Genomic DNA, 17,366 nt, shown 5'->3' with positions numbered 1-17,366 from the left:
GGAGTGGGCTCGGCGGGTTGCTTTGCTCGTTGTGATGGCGTGCGTCGCGGGTCAGCGGACGGGTGCGGGGCCCGTCGAGGCACGGGGGATCAGACGGGAGCCGATCTCCACGAAGGGGGAAGCGGCATCGGGTGCCCGTCCAGCACCGCCTGCGGTGCTCGCGATCGTCTCGATCAGGAGGTCCCCCGCACGCGTGGCGATCTCTTCGGGGTCGATCCTGATCGTGGTGAGACTGGGAGTGGAGACGGAGGCGAGCAGGGTGTCGTCGATGCCGATGACACTGACGTCGCGCGGCACGCTCACGCCGAGGTTGGCCATCTGGTGCAGCACACCCAGGGCGACCAGATCGTTGTGGGCGATCACGGCCGTCGCGTCGTGGGCGGCGACGAGGGTGGCGGCGTGCACGCCCGTCTCGAACCGCGGCTCGTACGGTCCAAGTTCGGACAGGGAGAGGTCGAGCGCTTCGAAGGACTCCTGGATGGACTTGCCGCGGCTCAGCTCGGCGCGGGACGCGTTGATGAAGACGCAGCGCCGATGGCCGTACGCCTTCAACTGCTCGGCGGCCTGCGCGATGCCGGCGGTCAGCGAGATCCGGACCTCGGGGATGCCCGGCACATGTCGGTTCACCACCACCAGCGGCATCCGGCCCGCGAGTTCGTGGAGCCGGTTCTCGGTGAGAGTGGAGGCCCAGAGGATCAGACCGTCGACCCGCTTCGATACGGCCGCGATGGCCGCCAGCTCGTCCGCCTCGCGCTCGTCGCTGTCGGCGACCAGGACCGTGTAGCCCAGGCGCCGGGCGCGGGCCTGCATCGCCTTGATGATCGGAGGGAAGAACGGGTTGGCGATGTCCGGGACGATCAGGCCGAGTGTTCCGGTACCGCCGCCGCGCAGCGAACGGGCCGCCGGGTTGGGGGAGTAGCCGAGTTCCGCCGCGGCGTCGAGGATGCGCTGCCGGGTCTTCGGCTGCACCTGGTCGGGTGCGGTGAACGCACGGGACACCGTCGACACCGAGACGCCGACGGCGCTCGCCACCTCCCGGATCGTGACTGCCACGGGGGCCTCCTCCTCGTCCTGAGCCGGGGGAGCCCCGGTCCTCTCACATCTGGATCCTGCGAATGCGGTTGATGCTTGCGAACGTTCCCAGCGCGTGTCAAGGAGTGTGTCGGGAGTATTTCACTGCGGAAAACCTTCTCGGTGCACGGGTCTTGTGCTGCGCCTCGGCTGCTGATGATGATGTCTTCCCAAGAATGGCACTGAAATTGCGGGAACGTTTTCACAAAGGAGTGGCATGAAGATCACAGGCCTGGAAGTGCTGACTCTCCCTGACCACGGCGACAGCATGATGCTGGTCGTGGTCGACACCGACGAGGGCATCCACGGTCTGGGTGAGGTCGGCATCAGGTCGCGTCAGCGGGCGGTCTCGGGCGGTCTTGAGCACCTCGCGGAGCTGATCACCGGTGAGGACCCGCGGCGGATCGAACACCTCTGGCAAGTGATGTTCCGGCGCGGGTTCTTCCCCGCCGACCGCATACTCGGGGCCGCCGTCGCAGCGGTGGACGTGGCCCTCTGGGACATCCGCGGCAAGGCGCTGGGCGTACCGGTGCATGAACTCCTCGGCGGCCGGGTGCGTGATCACGTACCCGCCTATGTGCATGTCGGCGACGGCTACCACGACCGCGCGTGGTTCCTGGACCGCTGCCGCGACCTGGTCGCCGAGGGCTGGCGCCATCTGCGATTCGCCTCGCCGCACGATGCCGACGGCACGCTCGACGCCCGTCGCTGCCTGCGCGACTCGGTCGGCCTCTTCCACGAGGTACGGGACGCGGTCGGCGTCGAGGTGGAGCTGATCCTCGACGTCCACACGCGTCTGGACCCGCCGGAGGCGCTGACCCTGTGTCGGGAGATCGAGGCGGCCCGCCCGTACTTCGTCGAGGACCCACTGCGTTGTGAGAACCCGGACAGCTATCGCATGCTGCGGGCCCGCACCGGCGTGCCACTGGCCGCAGGTGAGCAGTACGGATCCAAATGGGAATTCAGGACACTCATCGAGGACGACCTCATCGATTACGCGCGCGTGGATGTCGGGGTGGCTGCGGGCCTGTCCGAGGCGAAGAAGATTGCTGCGATGGCGGAGACCCACCACATCAAGCTCGCCACCCACAACCCGCTCGGTCCGGTCACCGCCGCCTCCTCGCTCCAACTCAACCTGGCCTGCTCCAATGTGGCGATCCAGGAGCACCAGACGGACCCCGATCCGGCCATCGCCGCCCTCTTCACCGTGCGGCCGACGATCCTGCCGGGTCGGGTGGAGCTGAGTGAACTCCCCGGCATCGGCGTCGACATCGACCGGGAGGCGGCGCGCCGGTATCAGGCCACAGCGGCCGAGCGCCCGCACTTGCGCACGGCGGACGGCGCGTTCACCAACTGGTAGCCGAGCCTCGGGACCTCCCCTGGGGAATCGAAGGCTGCGTACAGTCCTTGGGCCCCATCCGGTATCGAACAGGACGCCGGACAAGGAGCGGGATCCTTCCGGACAACACCCGCGCCTGCCGGTGGAGGGCATATCCCCAGGCGATGCCCAAGGCGGTCAGCACCTTGCCGTCGCACAGGACGGTCTCGGATCGTGGTCCGTGACGATCTCGAAGCAGTCGGAGGGTCGCTTCGTCCCGGAGCGGGGGGCTGATCCTCAGTTATTCCAACGGCACGCACGCTCTTACGGACCTCAGTCATCGAGCGGAGAGAAGCAATCCGGAGATCCGCCTCGTCGGCGGGGACCATCCGTACACCGAACCAGGGGTGCCCTGTTCATGCTGCTGACCGAGCAGCCGGGCACCACGACAACGGGACGTTCGCATCACTATCCCGGCGGGCTCACGGCCCGTGTCTGCGCACTGAGTACGAATTCCGAACCCAGGAAGTGAGGCGAGTTCCGTCGTGTCGTACAGAGGAGCCGCGAGCCCAGTCGAAATGGGCCTTGTCGGCATAGCGTTCATGGGCGTGCTGGTATGCGTGTCAGCGACGCCGGCCGGCAGCCAGGAGCGTGAGAAACTGCAGGTGACGGCCGTGTCATCGCGGCCCGGCACGGTGTCGGGAGACGACGCCCTGATACGTGTCGAGGCGCCCGCATCCATAGCGACCGACACAGTTCGGGTCGAGGTGGAAGGCCGGGACGTGACTTCGAGCTTCCAGCCCTCCGGTGACAACGCGCTGATGGGCGTGGTGAAGGAGTTGTCCAAGGGCGACAACAGACTCACGGCCAGGGCTCAGGGCGCGGACTCCGGACAACTGACCTTGAAGAACCACCCCATCACGGGGCCGGTGTTCGCCGGGCCGCACGAGCAGCCGTTCGTCTGTGACACCGCCGAGTTCAAGACGGTCACAGGCGGCACCCTCGGGCAGCCGATCGACAAGGACTGCTCGGTCAAGACCCGCGTCGATTACATGTATCGCACCACGGCCGGCAAGTTCGTTCCGTTGCCCGACGAGAACGTCCGTCCCGACGACCTGGCGACTGCTACGACGAGCGTGGGCAAGAAGGTGCCGTACATCGTCCGTGTGGAGACCGGCACCATCAACCGCGGCATCTACGAGACGGCCGTGCTGCACGACCCGAACGCCGGTACCCCCAACCCACTGCGGCGTGAGCCGGGCTGGAACGGGCGCCTCGTTTACGGCTTCGGCGGGGGCTGTAACGGCGGCTGGTACGTCCAGGGTCGCAAGACCGTCGGCATCATGAACGACACGTATCTGAGCAAGGGATACGGCGTCGCATCGTCCACGCTGAACGTCTTCGGCAACAACTGCAACGACCTGCTGGCAGCCGAGACCATGAGCATGGTCAAGGAACGCTTCGTGGAGACGTACGGCGCCCCGGCCTTCACCATCGGAAACGGCTGCTCCGGGGGCTCATACCAGACTCACCAGATCGCCGACAACTACCCGGGTCTGCTGGACGGCATCCTCTCCGGCTGCAGCTTCCCCGACGTCGGCTTCGGGACGATTCAGACGCTCGGCGACGCCCAGCTCCTGAACCACTACTTCAAGGAAGTGGCGCCGGACGCTTTCACCAAGGAGCAGCAGAAGGCGGTCTCCGGATTCGGCAAGTGGGAGAGCATCGGTAGCTTGGCCAGGGCCGCAGGCCGTATAGACCCCACCGTGTTCTGTCCGCCCCAGCTGCCCGAGGGACAGCGCTACGACCCCGACACCAACCCGGACGGTGCCCGCTGTGACGTCTACAGCCACACCGTGAACGTCTACGGCGAGGTACCGGAGACAGGGAAGGCGCGCAGGCCGCTCGACAACACCGGTATCCAGTACGGACTTGAGGCCCTGAACAAGGGGACCATCGACATGGGCCAGTTCATCGACCTGAACCGGCGCATCGGTGGCCTCGACGACGATGCCAAGCCCGCTGCGGAGCGCACCGTCGCGGACCTCAAGGCGGTACGGACGGCCTACCGCACGGGCCGCATGCTGAACGGCGGTGCTGGCCTCGCCGACGTTCCGATCATCGACTACCGCGACTACACGGACGACGCGGCGGCCGGCGACATGCACATGCGCTTCCACTCCTTCTCCACCCGAGCGCGCTTGGACAAGGCCAACGGAACCCACGCCAACCAGGTCATGCTCACCCGCTCCAACGGGCACGGATTCACTCTCGCCGGGATGCTGTCCGACATGGACCAGTGGCTCACCGGCATCAAGGGAGACTCCGGCAACGAGCCCCCTATCGAGAAGATCGTCCGCCACCGGCCCCAGGGCCTCACGGACGCCTGTTGGACCCGTGGCATCGGTGCGAAGAAGATCTCGGAGCCCCAGGTCGAGGGCATCGGCAACACCGAGTGCAACACCCTCTACCCGGTGTGGACATCGCCGCGGATGGTCGCCGGAGCCGATGTGGCCAACGACATCGTCAAGTGCCGCAAGCGTTCCGTGATCCGCTCCGACTACCGAGTGCCGATGACCGACGGTCAGTTCAGGGATCTGGAGGCGGTCTTCCGGGACGGTGTCTGTGACTGGTCCAGGCCTGGGGTGGGTCAGCAGGACCTCGCCGGTACATGGCTCTCCTTCGACCGGAAGTGACAGGCTCGCAGCAGGTGAGCCAAGACTGGGGCAGTGCGACCTCTCGCAGCAATCGCACCACCTCACCGGTTCCGGCCTGCAACCCGCGGGCGGGACCGCAAAAGCCCGTCGCGGCTGGCCGCGACGGGCTGGTCAGCGACTTCGGAAACGGGTGGCCGGCCCGGGGGCCGCCACGAGGCCGAGCCCTCGCCGCGCACAGCGGACGATGTGATCGCTCCCGGCTGGCATGACGCCACCTGTCCCATGCCCCGAAGGCTCCCCCGGGCCGAAGGCCAGGTCGAAGCGATTGCGCGGCTCAGCGAACAGCACCGCCGCCGAGGCGGAGGCCGCCGTGCTCGCTTCGGCCCTGCTGGTTTGCCGCTCGGAGCCGCGCATGTCGTCCCTGCACTTGACGATCGCGATCACCGGGGCGAGCGCGGCCAGGCAGTACTCGACGAGGCCGCCGGTGCAGCCGCCATCGGCTCGGATGAGGGACAGGCGATGGTGCGCGTCGGCCACCTGCGCGAGCAGGGCCTGGGCGGCGGCGCGGCCCTCGACGTCCGCGGCGGTGACCATCACGCCCAGCAGCAGGCCGAGCGTGTCGATCACGATGTGTCGCTTGCGCCCGTTGACCAGCTTGCCGCCGCCGACGAAGGAGTCTGCCTGATGGGCTGCGAGTCGATCACGCCGGCCAGCCGTCTCAAGGACGCCTCCGGCTTCGTCGTGTTGCTCCGCCGCTGGGGCGTCGAGAGGTCGCTTGCCCGGATGATGCACACCCGCCGCCACGCGAGGGACTACGAACGGTTCATCCAGCACTCCAATACCTTGATCACCTGGGTGGCCATCACCCTCGTGACCCGGCGGCTCGCTCGGAAAGGTGCCACCCCCAGCTGGCCGAGAAAACCGGCGCCAGCCGACGGCTGACCGGGCTGCAACGCAAGGGTGCGGTCAGCCGCGTCGTCCCAAAGGCGGGGTGTCGAAGAGAGCCAGTTCGTCATTGTCGAGCGCCTGGAAAAGCTTCACGTACTCCTCGAGCAACTCGCGGCTGACTGGGGCAGTCCCCGGCCCGCCCTCCCGGCTCCGGACTCCGAGCCGACGGCACAACTCATCAATCGGCACAGCAAGATAGTGCAGTTCAACGGGGAGCTCGATTGCGTGCGCTGCCAAACGCTTCTCATCCCGTTCAGAGCGTCCCCAGAAGCCGAACTTCAAGATCACAGACTGTCCGAGCCCCAGCAGGTCCTGGGCATGGGACGAAAACTGCCTCCCAGAGGTCGTTTTCACCTGATTTTCCATCCCGAAAGATGCTGCTTGGCCGGTTTTGGGTCGCGTCAGGAGATCGTGTTCTCGCCGGTGAGGCGGCGAGCCATGAGGTCGGTCATCGCGAGGTGGACGATGGCTTCGGAGCGGGTCGGCAGGGTTTCCCAGTCGTGGGGCAGTCGTCGGTGGAGCACGAGCCGGCCGTAGGTCCGCTCGGCCGTCCACCGTTTCGGGATCGGGATGAAGTGAAGCTTCTCCGTGATCTTGGACACTCGATGGTTATGCCGCGGGGGTGTGTCGGTGCCGTTGCCGGGTTTCGGTCGGGGTGAGGTAGCCGAAGACCTTGTGTCTGCGCAGGCGGCGGCGGTTGCAGAACGTCTCGATGAAGTCGAAGACGTCGGCACGGGCGGTGGCCCGGTCGGGCCAGATGCGGGTGCCGATCTCTTCTTTGAGCAGGGCCCAGAAGCTCTCCGCGGCGGCGTTGTCGAAGCAAGATCCGGTACGTCCGCAGCTCTGGCGAAGGCTCAACTCGGTTATTGGGTCCCGGAATCGGGCCGGGGTGTACTCGCTGCCGCGGTCGCTGTGGATCACACAGCCGGGTTGCAGCCCACCGCGGCCGTGGGCCATGTCGAGTGCATCGACGACGAGCTCGGCGCGGTGGTGGCCGGCCATCGAGTAGCCGACGACCTCGCGGGTGGCCAGGTCCAGCCGGCGGGCGAGGTAGCGCCGGCCCTCGCCGGTCGGCAGCGCGGTGATGTCGCCGACCAGCTTCGTGCCGGGCACCTCGGCGTGGAAGTCGCGGCCGATCAGGTCCGGGGCCGGCCTGGCCTTCCTGTCCGGCCTGGTCGGCGAACGGCGCTTGCGGCGGGTCACGCCCTGGATGCCGTGCTCGCGCATGAGGCGGGCGGCCCGTTTGCGGTTCACCCGCCGTCCCGGCCGCCGCAGTTCGGCATGGACGCGCGGGACGCCACAGGTCTGGCGCGAGCCGACGTGGATCTGCACCAGGGTCTGGTCGGCGGCCCGGCGTGCGGCCCGGTTCTTCGCCGTGGCGAGCCAGGCATGGAACGAGGAACGGGCCACCTTGAGCAGGCGGCAGAGGAAAGCGACACCGTGGGTGGTCTTCTCCGCCTCGGTGAACGCGTACGTCTCGTTCACCGATCGCTCTCCTTCACGAAGAAGACCGCGGCCTTTCGCAGGACCTCGATCGTCCTGGCCTGTTCGGCGTTCTGCCGTCGCAGCCGCTTGAGCTCCTCGCGCTCGGCGGTCGTGAGCTCTCCCGGGGCGCCCTCGCCACGGTCGGCCCCGGCCTGCCGGTACCAGCCGCGCAGGGACTGCGAGCTGATGCCGAGCTCCCGGGCGACGGCGGTGACCGTCTTGCCCGTGGAACCGACAAGCGCGATGGCCTCCCTCCTGAACTCCGCGGTGCACCGCTTCGCGTACTCGCTTCCCACCTGGTGCTACTTCCTCTGGAACCTCAGATCCCAGTCTCCAGATGTCCACGATCAAGGGGAAGGTTCAAAGAATCGTTGCTCCAGGGTCGAGGTCACCCGAACGTGCAGCACCGTGGACTGTTCGCCGGTCTGCTCAACTGTCGCCGTGTACAGGGCGGACTCTGCCGACGACGGAGTCCGTGTCCGGGAACTGGTGATCCGCCGTCCGCTCGCCAGGGCACGGGTGACGGCGTCGGGGTCGAAGTCCTCGTGAGGTCCAGCACAACAGCTGAGCGGGCCTCGGGCCGGATCATCGTTCTCGAGACGGACCGTGCGGAGGGCGAAGTAGCCCGGGTGCCGAGGCCGGGGGTGCAAGGGCCTCCCCATGGACTTCTTCGGCTCGGTGCCGCCATGACTCCCACGGGTGTGTCCGGGCCCGGGTGTAGTGAGAGGCCGTGCAGGGGACACGGCCCACCATTCCGGAGGAGACCGGCAGCTCACCATCGGAGGGAAAGTTCGTGGCGCAGATCGTCCGGCAGCAGCGTGTGGAAGTGTTTGTGGGGTATCACGCGTTCGGGTTGCAGGAATCCGACGACGCGGACCGTGAATCACCCCGGGTTCGGCAGAGATGGCTGTCGCATGACTTCGGTGGGTTTCTGGGTGATGTGGCTACCGCGGCCGTGCGCACGCACCTACGCTCGGTGCCGTGCTCTCTGTTGCCTTGGCACCGTGGCAGGGCCTTCCGCTGCTCCTGCGGAACGCCGAAGTCCCTCATGACGCGGCCAGCACCATGAAGGTCGCCGTGCTCGCCGCGCTGTACCGCAGCGGGGTGGACCTGGACCTGTCCGTGCAGGTGGTCAACCGCTTCCGGTCGGTCGTCGGCGGCACGTACGCCAACGACCCCGCGGCCGACAGCGATCCGCTGCCCTGGCAGCGGATCGGCGACCGGGTGCCGCTGCGCTGGCTGGCCGAGCGGATGGTGCGGCACTCGTCGAACCTCGCCACCAACTTGTGCCTGCGGGAGGTCGGCCACGCCGCCGTGGCCGAGGTGTGGCGGCGGGCCGGCGCCACCAGCAGCGCCAGCCCCCGCGGCATCGAGGACTACGCGGGCCGCGACGCCGGCGTCCACAACCGGGTGACCGCCCTCGACCTGCTGCGGCTGCTGACCTCTCTGGAGCCGCAAGTGCTCGCCCTGCTGGAGCACAACGCCCACCGGGTCGACCTGGCTGCGGGGCTGCCGGCAGGCACCAGGCTGACCAGCAAGAACGGCTGGTTCCCCGGCCTGCGGCACTGCGCCGCCGTGGTCCATCCCGACGACGCCGCCCCGTACACCCTTGCCGTCTGCTACACCGGCCCGCTCGGCTCCGGCGACGACGTCCACGATCCCGCCGCCCGGCTGCTCGCCCGCGTCTCCGCCGCCGTGTGGCAGCGGCGGCACGCCCTCGGTGCCGGCGAGAATTCCGCCGGTCGTGGCACTGTCATGCGTGACCTCGCGCCTCCGGAACTCCGGCGGTCAGGGCGTCCACACCGGGACCGTTGAGCAGGTTGATGCGGACGTACCCCTCGTAGCCGTCGAGCTCGAAGAAGGGCGCGTCGAGCGCCAGGAACCGCTCGCGGGGCGCCGATGGGCGGGCGAAGAGGAAGAACCCCGCCTCGACCGGCATCTGCTCGGCCAGTGCCCCGCGGTCGGTGAGCAGCCGGTGGCGGTCCCGTATATGCCGGATCAGCGCCGCGTTGCCCTCGCCGAGCATGACGTCGGCCGCGCGGTGGGCGAAGAGCCGTTCGGAGACCGCGACATCGCCGTGCAGATTGAGGTGCAGGTCGGCGAGGTCGTCGCGCAGTTCCTCGCCGACCAGCAGATGGGCGCAGCGGTAGCCGTGGATCGACAGGTGCTTGGTCGGGCACACCATTCGCAGCGTCCGTTCCACCGGCAGCCGCGCGCTCGCCTCCTCCCACCGCCCGTCCCACGGCATGTACTGGAAAGTGCCGTCGACGAAGACCCAGGAGTCCGTCTCCCGTTGCCACGCCGCGATCTCCTCCAGCACCCTGCCTGGTACCCGTCGGCCCGCGTACCAGACGGGGTCGGTGAGCAGCAGCACCGTGGGCTCGCGCGGAAGGTCCAGGTCGAAGCCGGGCTCGAAGGCGTGGCGGCGGGCGACGCGGACGGGCTCGATACCCATCTCGCGGAAGAGGTAGGCGGCTTTGTAGTAGATGGGCGGGATGTAGTGCACGCGTTTGTGGCCGGTGAGGGAGAGCCAGGTCGCGACGGTGCCGAGGATACTGCTCGAACCCCCGGCGGGGATCACGTTGTGCTCGGTGTACGCCGCCCCGTCGTGCCGCCGGTGCATCCCGGCGATCTTCGCCCGCAGCGACTCGTCCTCGTCCAGCCCGGCATAGCGGCTGATGTCGGCCAGGCGGTACGGGGCGGTGTGGGCGAGCTCCCCCAAGTATGTCTCGACCAGCGGATGCCCTCCGTTGTAGTCCGAGACGAAGACCCGCTTCCCCGGGCGCTGCCGCTCCTTCTCGATCCACTCGTGCCGCGCCAGCATGTCGAACAGAGATGCGGTCATGCGTCTCCTGTCGGTCGGTCGCGAGATGCTGCGGGCTCAGTATCGAAGTGGGGGGCGGAATGGGGCAATGCGACTGTTTCGGCCAGCGGCTGGTTACCTTCAGGCCACATGCTGCCGTTTCTGGTAGCGGCCTCGTCCAGGTTGGGTGAGGTGATCAGAACCGCTTCGGCCCTACCCACCGCTCAAGGCGGCCTCGGGGTCGGGAGTGTTCAATGGCCGGCGGATCCGGTGGTCAAGGAGACGCCGGATGAGCGGCACCACCATCGAGCAGGAGCCGGCCGGCGAGCCGGCGGCGGTGGCCGTGCCGACGAGTGATGAGCAGTTGGTCGCGATGCTTGTGGACCGGACCCGCAGCGAAGGTCTGCGGCCGGCTTTCGCCCCTGACGACTGCCGCCAGTGCCCGGTGAAGACCGCCTGCACCCACAGCGATGCCCGCAAGGTCACCTTCCTGCCACGCGGTCTCTACGACATCCAGTCCGAGTCACGGACCGGGCAACAGACCCAGGAACGGCTCTCGCGCCACCCGCTGCGGGCAGCCATCGAGAGCACGATCAGCGAGTTCGTCAACGGCCATGGCATGCGCCAGTGCCGCTACCGAAACCAGAGCAAAGCGCACGTCCAGCACGTTCTGACCGCCATCGCGGTCAACCTCGAACGCATCGACGTCCACCTACCGACACCGCCGGCCCACCAGCCCGAACCCTGACAGCTCTACAGAGCTTCCTCTGACTGGCAGCGCATCCCCGGCCCCGGTCCTGGCGCGTCGCCGCCCACCCCGCTGGGCGAGGGCGCCGGTCAGCCCCTCCACCCAGACCTGCCCAAGAACCGAACCTCGCTCTCGCACAGCGCCTCGCCGAGCACCCCCGTTCCAGTCACTGACCCATCTCGACGACCTTCATCCAAGATCCCCGACAGCGTCAGGCGCTGAACACCCGATGGATCGACGCTGCCGGGCGGCACGGCCTGCTCGACTCCCTCGACGGCTTGGCAATCCGGCTCGCCTCGCCCGCCGTCGCTGCGGCGTTCGACGGCCATCGCGCCGCCGCCGACAGTCCCACCTCGGCCAACCTCCTGGAGACCCGCGCCGCCCTGGGCGTGCTCGTCGATGCCACCCCACCGGCCGATCGGGCGCGCGGCGCGCTCAACGAGGTGCTCGCCCGCGGCAGGCTGCGCCGCACGTCGGCCCCGCCGCGGACCGTCACCGAGATCGACGACCCGTCCTGGGCCCCGGCGTGGGCGGCGGCAGTCGACCACCTGTCCCTCCTGGACGACCGGCCCGAGCGCCTGCGCCCCTGTGCCGACCCCGCCCGTGTCCTGCACTTCTACGACGCGTCCAAGAACGGCCCCCGCCGCTGGTGCTCCATGGCGGGCTGCGGCAACCGCGCAAAAGCCTCCCGCCCCTACGCGCGCCGGAGCGGCGCCGCCCGAGCACTGCCCGGGCGGCGGGTTTCGCCCGGTCGGCTGCTGATCGCTGGACCCGTGCCGCGCACCTGGGGTGCGCATCCGGCGTGCGTGGACGGTACGGCAGGCGCAAGGGCGCCCATGGTGCAGGAGGCCCACATGAGTGCACATCCGCTTTGCCACATAGTGTTAGCTGTTGACGTGAATGTGTGGCGCGAGATGCGAACCTCACGCCACGGCAGGGTCCGACACGAGGTGTGAGCAACACACAGCCGAAGGAGCCGACTCGAAGTGAAGGCTGCACGTTATTACGACCGCGGTGACATCCGTATCGAGGACGTCCCGGAGCCCACCGTACGACCGGGCACGGTGGGCATCGACGTCGCGTTCTGCGGGATCTGCGGCACCGACCTGCACGAGTACCTCGACGGACCGATCTTCGTTCCGCCGGCCGGTCACCCGCACCCGGTCTCGGGCGAGTCCGCGCCCGTGACACTCGGGCACGAGATGTCCGGCGTGGTGTACGCGGTGGGCGAGGGCGTCGAGGACCTGAAGCCGGGTGACCGTGTCGTCGTCGAGCCCTACATCCTGCGCCCCGACGTCGATACCAGCGAGGACAACCCGACCTACCACCTCTCGCCCGACATGAACTTCATCGGGCTGGGCGGTCGCGGGGGCGGGCTCGCGGAGAAGATCGTCGTCGAACGCCGTTGGGTCCACCCGGTCGGAGACGTCCCACTGGACCAGGCAGCACTCATCGAGCCGCTGTCGGTGGCGTACCACGCGTTCCAGCGCTCGGGCGCAAAGGCGGGCGACTTCGCCCTCGTCGGCGGCGCCGGTCCCATCGGGCTGCTCACCTGCGCGGTGCTCAAAGCGATGGGCGTCGAGGTCGCGGTCACCGAGCTCAGCTCGTTGCGTCGGCAGAAGGCACTGGACGCCGGGGTCGCCGACCATGTCATCGACCCCGCCACCACCGACGTCACCGAGGAGGTCCGCCGGCTCACCGACGGCAAGGGTGCGGACGTCGCATTCGAGGCCACGTCCGTCAACGTGGTCCTCGATACGCTATTGGACGCCATCAGGCCCGGCGGTGTCATCACCGTCATCTCGATCTGGGGCAAGCCGGCATCGATCGACATGCAAAAACTCGTCCTCAAGGAGGCCGACCTGCGCGGCACGATCGCGTACGTCAACTCCCACCCGCAGACCATCGAGCTGGTGCAGGAGGGACGCATCGACCTGGCGCCGTTCATCACCAAGACCATCGGCCTGGACGACCTCGTGACCGAAGGCTTCGAGACCCTGATCCACCACAACGAGACGGCCGTCAAGATCCTGGTGAACCCCCGCTCCTGACACGTCGGCAGAGCCGATGGCGGGAAGCGCATGGTGGGAGCCGCACCCAGGCCCGTGCTCCGATGCTCGGTGGGCTTCGCCGCGTACCCGCACGCGGCGCGCCGGCCGGTGCCCTGGTCGGTCTGCCGGTTTCCACCAGGACCGTCACCGGGAGGGCCCGCGTCGTCCTGAGCCTGGAGCGGGCCACCCGGCCGATCCGGGACGGGCAGCGGATTCGCGTGCACCGAACCGACGGGTACGTCGAGATCCTGCCCTGACCAAACCCTGCCCGCTGCGTACAGGGCGTCGTCCGTCGGCGGAGTCCGCGCCCAGGAATGACCAACCCCTGTCCTGCACCAGGGCACGACCTGTTGTAGCGGAGCCGCAGCTCTGTTACGGCAGCCGCGGCTCGCCCGGCGCCGATCGGCCCGCGCCGAAGTAGATCAAGCCAAGTTCGGGAAGCCGCATACGTACGCCCATCACCCGGTCGGACTACGCAGTGCAGTCAGTGGAACAGTCCCCGCATCGCGGCGGTCTGCCGCTCCACCGCTTTTGCGATGGCCGGGTCCGCCCTCGACGTGCGGGCGGCCTGGCTGTGCGCCTCGATCGCGCGCCGGTAGCCGTCCGACGAAGTGAGGTGCTCCACCGGCGCGGCGGCCGGGGGCGGGGCAGGGGCAAGGGGCCTCCGCGGTGGGGTTGGTCTTCATCGGTGCGGGCGCCAGGACGTGCAGGGCGCGGACATTCGCCTCCGGCACCTGCTGGTTGGCCGCCGCGATCGGTTTCGGCGCGCTCCAGCACAGCTTCGTGCCGACTGCCGGGACATCGGGGACGACGTCCGGGCGGCCGGTGTCCGCGTCGAGCGCCACGGCCAGGACCCGCCCGGCCAGCTCCGGGGCAGCGCGCGGTGAGGACGGCGTCGAACCGGGCGAGGACGCTGCCGTCGGCGGCCGGGGGGCCAGGCCGCGTTCGGTCCTCATCCAGCTGATGGCGCTGCCGAGTCCGAGCGGCTCGCGGCCGTCGCATCGCAGGGCGGGGCCGGTACGCCGTCTCGGTTTGTCCTTCCGGGCGTGCCCGGTCTGCTCCGCTGCTGCTTCGCGGGCGGCGAGCAGCGCCTGGCGGGCGAGGTCGGCACCGGAGGGCTGCGGGGTGCTGGTCATCAGGCCACCACCCCGGCGATCTGCTGGACCATGTGCCGTCGGCGCAGGCGGCGCAGCGGCAGGGGGGCTCGCGCGTGCACGGCGCGTCCTGCTCCTGGCCCTGGCAGGCCCGTGGACCGGGCTCCTCGACCGGCTCGGCCGTCGCGGGCGTTCCGGTACGGGGCCGGGCGGGCGCCGGAACGACCGTGACGGTCCGGGGCGTGGAGACGGTGTCCGGGCGGGTGCCGTGCTGGAGGCACAGGCCGACGGCGGCACGGCGGGCGCGCTCGCGGTCGGCGGCCTTGTCCTGGACGGGACAATCTCGGCGCACAGCACGCAGGTGGGGCGGGCGCGCCAGATGGTGCCGGACTCGTAGTCGGCGCAGCCGGGGCCACAACAGTGAGGGCTGGTCTCGTAGCCATCGGGCCGACCTTCAGGGGACGTCCTGACACCTGTTTGGGCCGACCCGTGTGGTGGCCCGGGCAACCGCTTGAGAAGTCATCTTCATGGCTGACATGACCACCGAGGGCCCGGCCCGCCGAGCCGACCGCAGGGGCCCGGATCAGGCGGGTTCATTGGACGCGTCGATGGCCTGCCGGCAAACGATGGCACCCTCAAGGGATCAACGCACTGTGGCGAAGCCGGTGGAGTGCCCACCCCTCAGGTCGTCGAAGTTGTTGGGGCCGGCGAGGGGGTTGGCCGGCAGCCGGGCGCTCTCCTCGGAGATCTCTTCCGCCCGGCGGTGGGGCAGCCGTGCGCGGCCGGTCACCGGGCAGATGCCCAGGGCCAGGGTGCGGGCGGGGGCTTTGCGGTCGGTGAGGAACAGCGGGCCGCGGGTGTGGCTGGCGATGAGCCGCAGCAGGAGCTGGGCCGCACCGGCGCGAGCGGCAGCACCGCTTTCTCCTCGGCCTCGGCTTCGGTCCCGGCGGTGAACTCGACAGCCGAGGCGGCCAGGGCCTCGACCAGCTCTTCCCACGCGATCCCCCGCCGGTCCAGCTCGACCTCGGCGGCCTCCAACACCTCAGCCGGCCGGGCGACCTCCTCCCGTAGCCCTTCCACCCGCACACGGGCCGCTGTCTCCCCTCCAGCATTCCCAGCACCGACGCCATCGCGCGCCCCTCGCTCACGGAGCGGAAACAAGATGCCGGATGTCTCTCCACATTCCGAGCCACACCAAGCCTGACCAGAAGAAATCAACGGATCACGTTCGGTTGGGAGACGACTTCTCACATCATCGACGCAGATGCTGTGGAAGCCGGATTCTGTGGTGGTGCGCTGGTTCAACCAGCGCACTCACTTTCTGACCGACGACCGCGGGGCTGGACGGTGGTTGCGGCCCGCGGGTCTCAGGAGTTGCGCGGAGCGACCAGGCCGGATTCGTAGGCGAGGATCACGAGTTGGGCGCGGTCACGGGCATGGAGCTTGGCCATGGCCCGGTTGATGTGGGTTTTCGCGGTCAGGGAGCTGATCACCATGCGGTCGGCGATCTGGTCGTTGGACAGGCCCCGCGCGACCAGGGCGACGGCCTCGCGTTCGCGGCTGGTCAGCTCTTCCAGCCCGGCTTCGGCACCGGTGTCGAGCGGCTGGGAGATGTACCTGTCGATCAGCTTGCGGGTGATCGAGGGGGCGAGCAGGGCGTCGCCGCGTGCGGCCACACGGACGGCGTGCAGGAGGTCGTCCGGGACGATGTCCTTGACGAGGAATCCGGCGGCGCCGGCGCGCAGCGCGTCGAAGACGTATTCGTCCATGCCGTAGTTGGTCAGGATGACGACGCGCACCCGGGCCAGGGCCGGGTCCGCGGCGATGCGCCGGGTGGTCTCGATGCCGTCGACCACCGGCATCTGGATGTCGATGAGCGCGATGTCGGGCAGGTGTTCCCTCACGAGCTCCAGACCCTCCTCGCCGTCGGCGGCCTCGGCCACCACCTCGATGTCGTCCTCGAGGTCGAGGAGTGCGCGGAATCCGCTGCGGATGAGTGGCTGGTCGTCGACCAGCAGGACGCGGATCATGACGTGTGCTCCACGGGGAGTTCGGCCCGGACGGTGAAGCCGCCCTCGCCGCGCGGTTCGGCGCGCAGCAGGCCGCCGAGGGCGGTGACGCGTTCGCGCATGCCGAGCAGCCCGACGCCGGGCACGGGGGCGGTGTCCGGCGTGGCCTTGCCGTCGTCGTCGATGCGGAGCGCGAGGGCGTCGGGCCGGTAGTCGATCCGGACCGATGCCGTGGTGGCGGCGGAGTGCCGGACGATGTTGGTCAGCGACTCCTGAACGATCCGATAGGCGGTCCGGCCCACCGCGGCCGGCACGTCGTGCCGCTGTCCCTCGATCGTCAGCGTCGCTTCCAGACCGGTCCTGCCGGCCCGCTCCACCAGTTCCGGTACGTCGGCCAGTCCGCGTGGCGGGGTCGTGTCGTCGTCGCGCAGCGCCTCCAGGGTCGCGCGCAGCTCCCGGCTGGCCTCACGTCCGGCCTCCTGGATCGCCAGCAGTGCCTCCGGCACCGTCTCGCCGCGTCTGCGGGCCACGTGGACGGCGACTTCGGACTGCACTTTGATGATGGAGATCTGGTGGGTGAGCGAATCGTGCAGCTCGCGCGCGATGTGCAGGCGCTCCTCGTCGGCGCGGCGCCGCGCAGCCTCCTCCCGGGTGCGCTCGGCCTCCTCCGCCCGCTGCTCCGCCTGCCGCAACGCTTCCCCCGCGGCAAAGGCAGCGATGAGCCAGGCGATCTCCAGGGTGCCGCGGGCCCGCACCAACGCCTCGCCCACGGGCCCGTCGCGGGCGACCAGGGCCGTGAGCTGGAGAGCCACCAGCAGGGTCACGGAAGCCGTCACCACGAGGGCGCGGTGCCCCTCCCGCACCGCGCCGTACACCGCGACCAGGTACGCGACGGCGAGCACGTCGAACCCGGCGGCCTGGTACCCCACCGCGCACAGCCCGGTGACGGCCAGAACGACGACCGGAGCCCGGCGGCGCGCGGCCAGTGCCAGGCCGCCGAGCGCCAGCAGGGCGTAGCCGAGCAGGCCGGGCCCCGTGCCCGTGTGCTCCCCGGACCATCCGGTGCCCAGCATCAGCGCCGCCACGCCCGCAGCGATCACCCAGTCCCCGGTCCCGGCCGGGACGGCGAACCGTCGTTTGTCCATGCGCGCACCCTAGCCAGATGCCCGCGCGGGCGAGTCC

At 69.3% G+C, this 17,366-nt stretch carries 16 protein-coding genes and 3 pseudogenes; 8 read left to right on the top strand and 11 right to left on the bottom strand.

Annotated features, from left to right (window positions below):
* Positions 1 to 51: 51 nt before the first annotated feature.
* The gene (locus ACFYW1_RS04235; protein ID WP_388986679.1) at positions 52 to 1,053 is read right to left on the bottom strand and encodes a LacI family DNA-binding transcriptional regulator; all 1,002 of its coding nucleotides are present in this window, start codon (positions 1,051 to 1,053) and stop codon (positions 52 to 54) included.
* A gap of 235 nt (positions 1,054 to 1,288) precedes the next feature.
* On the opposite strand from ACFYW1_RS04235, the gene ACFYW1_RS04230 reads away from it, so the two are divergent.
* Together ACFYW1_RS04230 and ACFYW1_RS04225 are read left to right on the top strand one after the other, a co-directional pair.
* Positions 1,289 to 2,431, top strand: coding sequence for a mandelate racemase/muconate lactonizing enzyme family protein (locus tag ACFYW1_RS04230; protein WP_388986677.1), 1,143 nt, complete (start codon positions 1,289 to 1,291; stop codon positions 2,429 to 2,431).
* A 536-nt stretch (positions 2,432 to 2,967) separates the two neighbouring features.
* Complete coding sequence (locus ACFYW1_RS04225; RefSeq protein ID WP_388986674.1) at positions 2,968 to 5,085, top strand: DUF6351 family protein; 2,118 nt, start codon at positions 2,968 to 2,970, stop codon at positions 5,083 to 5,085.
* A gap of 132 nt (positions 5,086 to 5,217) precedes the next feature.
* Here the strand turns inward: ACFYW1_RS04225 and ACFYW1_RS04220 are convergent.
* A pseudogene (locus tag ACFYW1_RS04220) lies at positions 5,218 to 5,709 on the bottom strand (transposase); the annotation flags it as partial.
* Between the two features lie 33 nt (positions 5,710 to 5,742).
* On the opposite strand from ACFYW1_RS04220, the pseudogene ACFYW1_RS04215 reads away from it, so the two are divergent.
* A pseudogene (locus tag ACFYW1_RS04215) lies at positions 5,743 to 5,982 on the top strand (IS5/IS1182 family transposase); the annotation flags it as partial.
* Positions 5,983 to 6,012: 30 nt separating this feature from the next.
* On the opposite strand, the gene ACFYW1_RS04210 reads toward ACFYW1_RS04215, so the two are convergent.
* The 4 genes and pseudogenes from ACFYW1_RS04210 to ACFYW1_RS04195 form a co-directional block, all read right to left on the bottom strand.
* A complete protein-coding gene (locus tag ACFYW1_RS04210; protein WP_388986670.1) occupies positions 6,013 to 6,360 on the bottom strand; it encodes an AAA family ATPase in 348 nt (115 codons plus the stop codon).
* A 35-nt stretch (positions 6,361 to 6,395) separates the two neighbouring features.
* Positions 6,396 to 6,569 (bottom strand): annotated as a pseudogene (locus ACFYW1_RS04205) (IS5/IS1182 family transposase); the annotation flags it as partial.
* Positions 6,570 to 6,603: 34 nt separating this feature from the next.
* Positions 6,604 to 7,479: an IS3 family transposase gene (locus tag ACFYW1_RS04200; protein ID WP_388986667.1), complete on the bottom strand. Its 876-nt coding sequence runs from the start codon at positions 7,477 to 7,479 to the stop codon at positions 6,604 to 6,606.
* The gene (locus tag ACFYW1_RS04195; RefSeq protein WP_388986664.1) at positions 7,476 to 7,775 is read right to left on the bottom strand and encodes a transposase; all 300 of its coding nucleotides are present in this window, start codon (positions 7,773 to 7,775) and stop codon (positions 7,476 to 7,478) included. The genes ACFYW1_RS04200 and ACFYW1_RS04195 overlap by 4 nt, the downstream gene beginning before the upstream one ends.
* A 685-nt stretch (positions 7,776 to 8,460) precedes the next feature.
* Here ACFYW1_RS04195 and ACFYW1_RS04190 point away from each other — a divergent pair.
* The gene (locus tag ACFYW1_RS04190; RefSeq protein WP_388986662.1) at positions 8,461 to 9,294 is read left to right on the top strand and encodes a serine hydrolase; all 834 of its coding nucleotides are present in this window, start codon (positions 8,461 to 8,463) and stop codon (positions 9,292 to 9,294) included.
* Here the strand turns inward: ACFYW1_RS04190 and ACFYW1_RS04185 are convergent.
* Positions 9,233 to 10,324, bottom strand: a complete 1,092-nt coding sequence (locus ACFYW1_RS04185; RefSeq protein ID WP_388986659.1) for an aminotransferase class I/II-fold pyridoxal phosphate-dependent enzyme — start codon at positions 10,322 to 10,324, stop codon at positions 9,233 to 9,235. The two genes, ACFYW1_RS04190 and ACFYW1_RS04185, sit on opposite strands and share 62 nt — an antisense overlap.
* A gap of 247 nt (positions 10,325 to 10,571) precedes the next feature.
* Between ACFYW1_RS04185 and ACFYW1_RS04180 the strand changes: the two genes are divergently transcribed.
* From ACFYW1_RS04180 to ACFYW1_RS04165, 4 genes are all read left to right on the top strand, one after another.
* A complete protein-coding gene (locus ACFYW1_RS04180) occupies positions 10,572 to 11,030 on the top strand; it encodes a transposase (protein ID WP_388986656.1) in 459 nt (152 codons plus the stop codon).
* Between the two features lie 278 nt (positions 11,031 to 11,308).
* The gene (locus ACFYW1_RS04175; RefSeq protein ID WP_388986653.1) at positions 11,309 to 11,986 is read left to right on the top strand and encodes a CGNR zinc finger domain-containing protein; all 678 of its coding nucleotides are present in this window, start codon (positions 11,309 to 11,311) and stop codon (positions 11,984 to 11,986) included.
* 30 nt (positions 11,987 to 12,016) lie between these two features.
* Positions 12,017 to 13,081 (top strand): 2,3-butanediol dehydrogenase, encoded by a 1,065-nt coding sequence (locus ACFYW1_RS04170; protein ID WP_388986650.1) that lies wholly within the window; start codon positions 12,017 to 12,019, stop codon positions 13,079 to 13,081.
* A 62-nt stretch (positions 13,082 to 13,143) separates the two neighbouring features.
* Positions 13,144 to 13,338 (top strand): hypothetical protein, encoded by a 195-nt coding sequence (locus ACFYW1_RS04165; RefSeq protein WP_388986648.1) that lies wholly within the window; start codon positions 13,144 to 13,146, stop codon positions 13,336 to 13,338.
* A 201-nt stretch (positions 13,339 to 13,539) separates the two neighbouring features.
* On the opposite strand, the gene ACFYW1_RS04160 is transcribed toward ACFYW1_RS04165, so the two are convergent.
* From ACFYW1_RS04160 to ACFYW1_RS04145, 4 genes are all read right to left on the bottom strand, one after another.
* Complete coding sequence (locus tag ACFYW1_RS04160; protein WP_388986646.1) at positions 13,540 to 14,217, bottom strand: hypothetical protein; 678 nt, start codon at positions 14,215 to 14,217, stop codon at positions 13,540 to 13,542.
* Positions 14,218 to 14,818: 601 nt separating this feature from the next.
* The gene (locus tag ACFYW1_RS04155) at positions 14,819 to 14,965 is read right to left on the bottom strand and encodes a hypothetical protein (RefSeq protein WP_388986644.1); all 147 of its coding nucleotides are present in this window, start codon (positions 14,963 to 14,965) and stop codon (positions 14,819 to 14,821) included.
* Positions 14,966 to 15,542: 577 nt separating this feature from the next.
* A complete protein-coding gene (locus tag ACFYW1_RS04150; RefSeq protein WP_388986641.1) occupies positions 15,543 to 16,205 on the bottom strand; it encodes a response regulator in 663 nt (220 codons plus the stop codon).
* Positions 16,202 to 17,329 carry a sensor histidine kinase gene (locus tag ACFYW1_RS04145; protein WP_388986638.1) on the bottom strand — a complete coding sequence of 376 codons (1,128 nt, stop codon included), beginning with the start codon at positions 17,327 to 17,329 and terminating at the stop codon, positions 16,202 to 16,204. Before ACFYW1_RS04145 ends, ACFYW1_RS04150 begins: the two co-directional genes overlap by 4 nt.
* Between the last annotated feature and the right edge of the window lie 37 nt (positions 17,330 to 17,366).

This window comes from Streptomyces sp. NPDC002669, from assembly GCF_042889165.1.
Lineage (GTDB): Bacteria > Actinomycetota > Actinomycetes > Streptomycetales > Streptomycetaceae > Streptomyces.
Note: the sequence above shows the minus strand (reverse complement) of the source record. Positions and strands in the feature narration are given on the sequence as shown.

Bases quoted from the DNA above. Each gene is read 5' to 3' on its own strand.
- ACFYW1_RS04165 (WP_388986648.1), top strand. From the start codon at position 13,144: ATGCTCGGTGGGCTTCGCCGCGTACCCGCACGCGGCGCGCCGGCCGGT.
- ACFYW1_RS04210 (WP_388986670.1), bottom strand. From the start codon at position 6,360: ATGGAAAATCAGGTGAAAACGACCTCTGGGAGGCAGTTTTCGTCCCAT.
- ACFYW1_RS04180 (WP_388986656.1), top strand. From the start codon at position 10,572: ATGAGCGGCACCACCATCGAGCAGGAGCCGGCCGGCGAGCCGGCGGCG.
- ACFYW1_RS04145 (WP_388986638.1), bottom strand. From the start codon at position 17,329: ATGGACAAACGACGGTTCGCCGTCCCGGCCGGGACCGGGGACTGGGTG.
- ACFYW1_RS04185 (WP_388986659.1), bottom strand. From the start codon at position 10,324: ATGACCGCATCTCTGTTCGACATGCTGGCGCGGCACGAGTGGATCGAG.
- ACFYW1_RS04150 (WP_388986641.1), bottom strand. From the start codon at position 16,205: ATGATCCGCGTCCTGCTGGTCGACGACCAGCCACTCATCCGCAGCGGA.
- ACFYW1_RS04230 (WP_388986677.1), top strand. From the start codon at position 1,289: ATGAAGATCACAGGCCTGGAAGTGCTGACTCTCCCTGACCACGGCGAC.
- ACFYW1_RS04160 (WP_388986646.1), bottom strand. From the start codon at position 14,217: ATGACCAGCACCCCGCAGCCCTCCGGTGCCGACCTCGCCCGCCAGGCG.
- ACFYW1_RS04225 (WP_388986674.1), top strand. From the start codon at position 2,968: ATGGGCCTTGTCGGCATAGCGTTCATGGGCGTGCTGGTATGCGTGTCA.